Below are 4,689 nucleotides of genomic sequence, written 5' to 3' on the forward strand. Positions count from 1 at the left end.
TTGCGGCGGCGATGCTGGCGCTGCTGGCGGCCGCCGGCTCGTTCTTCGGATTGGTCTTCTGGATCGTGCTGGCCGGGGGCGCCGGCAATGGCGCGACGCTGGGCGCGGGCGGGGCCTGGCGGTTCTCGATGCCGGTCAGCGTGTAGGCCACGCCACCGATCGCCGTCATGGCGACCAGGGCGGACATCCCGATGATCAGCTGCGACAGCCGAAGGCGGCGCCAGGGCCGGTCCGGGGGCGGGTCGATCACGTTCAGGCGCATCGACCAGCCGGACGGGCCGTCTTCGTCGTAGGTTTCGCCGCCGAACCGCACCCGCACGTCGCCGGGGTATTCCGTCTGCGACCACGCCAATTCGCGATCGGTCAGCGCCTCGTCGTCGATCACCAGCACGTCGCCGGCCCCGAGGTCGACGACATCGCCGGCGGCGTTGGCGGCCGCGAGCACGCCGATCGACGTCCGCGTGCGCAGGCTCAGCTCGTCACCGCGCGACGCCAGCACCAGCGCGCCGCAGGCCGCCGCGAGTGCGGGTTGCGACGGCGTCAGGACGGGAATGCGCCCGTGCACCGAAAGCCGTTCGGCGACAAGCGGAATGTGTGCGCCTCCACCGACGGTCACCACCGCGCACAGGTCCGCCCAATTCTTGCGGTAGCGCACCAGCATGTCGTCGAAGGCGTAGATGAAGCCGGTCAGCCGATCCGCCATCAGGTCTTCGAGATCGTCGCGCTTCAGCGTGAAGCTGCAGCTGCGTTCACCGAGCTGGGCGGCGATTTCGGTGACCACGTCGGTGGACAGCCGCTCCTTGGCCAGCCGGCATTGTTCCCTCAGCTCGCCGAGTTGCCCGACGGCAGCCGTGCTGCCCGGGTCGATACCGCTGCCGCGGCCCAGCTCCTCGAAGACCCGCAGCAGCAACTCCTGGTCGATTTCGTTGCCGGACAGAGCCGCGTAACGCATTGTCGCGGTGATGAGTTCGAAATCGCCCGCGACATTCACCAGCGTGGCCGACGTACCGCCGCCACCGAAGTCCAGCAGCCCCACCACACCTTCGTCGGGCAGGCCGAGCTCGGACTTCACGGCGGTCAACGACGCGATCGCGTCCGAGACGAGCCGGGGCGCCATGCCGCTGCGGACGAATCCCAGATGCGTGCGCAGACCGTCGCGCAACGCCTGCACCGTAACGGGTTTCCAGTACGCGGGCACGGCAATGGAGATCTCCGAGCACGAGGCGTCCGCGCCGGCGGCGCGCACCATCGCGTCCAGGGCCTCCACCGTCAGCAGCTCCGGGTCGTGCGCGGACCCGTCGGCGGACACCAGCGCCACCGAGTCACCGATGCGCTCGACGAAGCCCTTCATCATCACGCCGGGCTCGGCGAGGTACGAATTCTCCCCGGGCACACCCACTTCGGGCGCGCAGTGCGGGTAAAGCGTCAGCACCGAACGCCGGGTAACCGGTGGACTTTCGTTGCGCGCAGCGACCAGGTTCGTGGTCCCGATCGACAACCCAAGTGGGTCGTACATAGAGCGAAAACTTTCGTCTATAGGGGTCGGTGGCCAGCGTTAACCATAGCCGTGGACACGCCCAAAACCGATGGCTTGCAACATCATCGGTATTCGGTCGATGCCACCTCGTCACCGAAGTGGTACCGCTGACCCCTTGACAAATTGACGCGGTTGCTTACACCACGGTCAGCGGCAGCGACCGTCTCGGCTCAAACTGGAATGTCGCTCCGCCGCTCACCTTTGTTACCGACACCTCGGGCAGTTCGGCCGCCGCCGTATCGGTTTCGACCAGTTCGGCGGTCCAGTCGGTGTTGGTGCCGCTGACCCGGACCTCGATGTGCGGGTCGACGGCGGTGGCGATCGCCTGCAGCGGTTGCACCGATTCCGGTGAGCACAGCGCAATCCAGGCGCCGTCGTCGTGGGCCGGCGAGCGGTGCACCACGAGCCGGTCGGCCGTATCCGCGCAGACATAGCCCGCGGGGTTCAGCAGGGGGTGCAGGTCGAGCACCTGCAGCACGCCTTCGATGCCGCCCGGGAGCCCCAGCGCGCGGTGAATGCGCTCGGCGGCCACGCCCGCTATTCCGGTCAGGCCTTGCGTGCACACCGACACGGCCTGGGCGTCGTCGGTGGCGCGCGCGGTCACCGCGATCGCGAACGACAGGTAGAGCAGGTGCATCTGCAGACACACCTCGTCGGCCATCCGCACCAGCGCCGAATGCGAGAAGCCGGCGAAGTCGAAGTCGGACAGCAACGGCCCGGAGTAGTCCGCCTTGCCCTCGTCGGAGCGGTCGATCGGATCGAGTTCCCATGTGGCGGCCCGGGTTTGGCGCACGATGTCCAGGGCGGGAATGCTCTGCGCCTCGGGATAGGACTCGTCGATGATGACGGTCCACGCGCAGTGCGGGTGGCGGTCCTTCGGTGTCCGCGGCGGCCGGTGGATGGGGCGCACCTGGGCGCGGGCGTTGGTCGCCACCGCGGTGGCGTCGAAGGTCGGGTCCTCGATGGTGTGACACATGCCGAAGACGTACTTCTCACCCATCGGCTCCACGTCGAGCAGCGCGCCGCAGTGGTCAAGCTGGAATTCGCCGTGCCAGCGGTCGTGCACGGTGTAGCGGAAGTCCATGAATTGCGGTGGCGCGCCGATGTCGAGCTGCAACCCCTTGAAGATGGTCGGCACGTCGTCGCCGGTGAAGTTGAGCGCCCGCTGCATGCGCCGGGTGTAGATGGGGCTGGCGCCCGCCCACTCCTCGATGGCGATCTGCACCATCTCGTCGCGCCCGAACGCACTGATGCACCAGGCCATGCCCGAGCGGTCGATCAGTTGCCCGATCAGGAGCAGTTCGGGAACCAGGACGGCCAGCTGTTCGCGCGTCAACCGCGCATAACGGGATCGGCTCACGGGCCAAAAATAGACTTGACTATGTTATAAAGTCAACAATGTCGATTGCTGCAGGTCAGGCCGGGGGTTCGGTTGGCCCCACCCGGCGCACCACGGCGCCGCGCAAGCGCGGCGACGACACGCGCGCGAAGATCATCGACGAGACCGTCCGCTGCATCATGGAGGAGGGCTTCGCCGCCGCGACCGCCAAGCACGTCGCCGAACGCGCGGGCGTGACGTGGGGCGTCATCCAGTATCACTTCGGCGATCGCAACGGCCTGTTGATGGCCGTCGTGGACGACGGGGTGGACCGGCTGATCGAGAGCCTGTCGGCGGCCGATGTCAGCGAGTTGCCGCTCCGGACGCGCATCGAGGTGGTCGTCGACACCGCGTGGAGCTGCTACAGCAGCCCGACGTCGATGGCGGCGTTCGAAATCCTGCGCGCGACCCGCGGCGGGCCGGGCGAGTCCCCCCGGCGCCACCTGCTGGAGATGAACGCGGCCATCGGGCAGCTCGGGCGACTGATCACCGACGATCCAGCGAACGCCGGTGCGGCCGAAGTCATCTGGGCCACGCTGCGGGGCGTTGTGCTGGCGCAGATGGTCACCGGGACCGCCATCGACTGGAGCCTGGAACGGCGTGCCCTGATCGACATGGTCACCCGCTACCTCTCCGACGGTCCGGGCCACCGCGACACCTGAACCACGCACAAGACACGCCGCACAAGGTGGCCGTCGTTCAAGTCTCGTCGCCGCCGGCTCCTCGATGCGAGCGCAGGCGGCTCATCACCGTGTGCTGCAATCACCTGATGACCCCTCACGATCTCGCCGACATCGAAGCCATCAAGCAGGTCAAGTACCGGTACCTGCGCGCGCTGGACACCAAGCACTGGGACGACTTCGCCGACACGCTGGCCGAGGACATCAAGGCCGATTACGGGCCGTCCATCGGCAACGAGTTGCACTTCACCAACCGCGACGACCTGGTCGAGTACATGCGTACGTCGCTGCCCGCCAACGTCATCACCGAGCACCGGGTGACCCACCCGGACATCACCGTTGACGGCGATTCCGCAACGGGCAGTTGGTATCTGCAGGACCGCGTGATCGTCGCCGACTTGAACTTCATGCTGATCGGGGCGGCGTTCTACCGTGATACCTACCGGCGCACCGACGCCGGCTGGAAGATCTGCGGCACCGGCTACGACAGGACCTACGATGCCACAATGTCTTTGGAGGGCATGAACTTTCATGTCAAGCCCGGCCGCGCGCTGGCCACCGAGGCCTGACCGGACGCTACTTGGTGATTGCGATCACCGCGCCGGGACGCAGCCATTTCATGATCGACACCAGCTGAGCGTCGTCGACGGCGACGCATCCCTCGGTGGGTTTCCCATCGGTGGTGTGGAAGAAGAACGCCGCGCCACCGCCCGGAGTCTTGTTCTTGTTGACTCCCATCACGACAGCGTGCTTGTACTGCGGGATTTGCAGATTCTCGCTTTCGGCGGTGTTGAACGGGCACTGGGCCTTCTGACACACCTGCATGGAGTTGAAGGTGGGGCTGTGGTCGTCGCCGCTCCACCAGTGATTGGGGCCCACCTGGGTATACGGCAGTCCAGTACCGGGATTCGGCGCGGTGCCGAAGGCGGAGTCCAGGGTGTACACGCCCATCGGCGTGGCCGGCACCCCGCTCTTGGCCTCGGGAGCCATGCCCGCCGAACCGACATGGGTGGGAATGCCGGTCCGCAGCGCCTGCCACCCGGCGGCGGAGCGCTGGTAGATGTCCATCGTTGCGTTCGACCCGCCGGTGCTCA

General features: G+C 67.1%; 5 protein-coding genes. 2 read left to right on the forward strand and 3 right to left on the reverse strand.

The features are described 5' to 3' along the window. On the reverse strand, window positions 1–1,516 hold a 1,516-nt coding region (locus A5711_RS03540; RefSeq protein WP_156744769.1), incomplete at its 3' end, for an Hsp70 family protein. Window positions 1,517–1,673: 157 nt separating this feature from the next. Beyond that, window positions 1,674–2,897 (reverse strand): hypothetical protein, encoded by a 1,224-nt coding sequence (locus A5711_RS03545; RefSeq protein WP_067944108.1) that lies wholly within the window; start codon window positions 2,895–2,897, stop codon window positions 1,674–1,676. Window positions 2,898–2,935: 38 nt separating this feature from the next. Between A5711_RS03545 and A5711_RS03550 the strand changes: the two genes are divergently transcribed. Beyond that, window positions 2,936–3,577, forward strand: a complete 642-nt coding sequence (locus A5711_RS03550) for a TetR/AcrR family transcriptional regulator (protein WP_067944110.1) — start codon at window positions 2,936–2,938, stop codon at window positions 3,575–3,577. 107 nt (window positions 3,578–3,684) lie between these two features. After that, window positions 3,685–4,164, forward strand: coding sequence for a nuclear transport factor 2 family protein (locus tag A5711_RS03555; RefSeq protein WP_197501061.1), 480 nt, complete (start codon window positions 3,685–3,687; stop codon window positions 4,162–4,164). A gap of 7 nt (window positions 4,165–4,171) precedes the next feature. Here A5711_RS03555 and A5711_RS03560 read toward each other — a convergent pair. Then, window positions 4,172–4,689: L,D-transpeptidase (locus A5711_RS03560; protein WP_067944112.1), on the reverse strand; the 518-nt coding region annotated here is incomplete at its 5' end.

Origin of the sequence: Mycobacterium sp. E2238 (assembly GCF_001672665.1) — a bacterium.
Lineage (GTDB): Bacteria > Actinomycetota > Actinomycetes > Mycobacteriales > Mycobacteriaceae > Mycobacterium.

Excerpts from the sequence above, each read along its gene's own strand:
- A5711_RS03550 (WP_067944110.1), top strand. The coding sequence starts at position 2,936 with ATGTCGATTGCTGCAGGTCAGGCCGGGGGTTCGGTTGGCCCCACCCGG.
- A5711_RS03555 (WP_197501061.1), top strand. The coding sequence starts at position 3,685 with ATGACCCCTCACGATCTCGCCGACATCGAAGCCATCAAGCAGGTCAAG.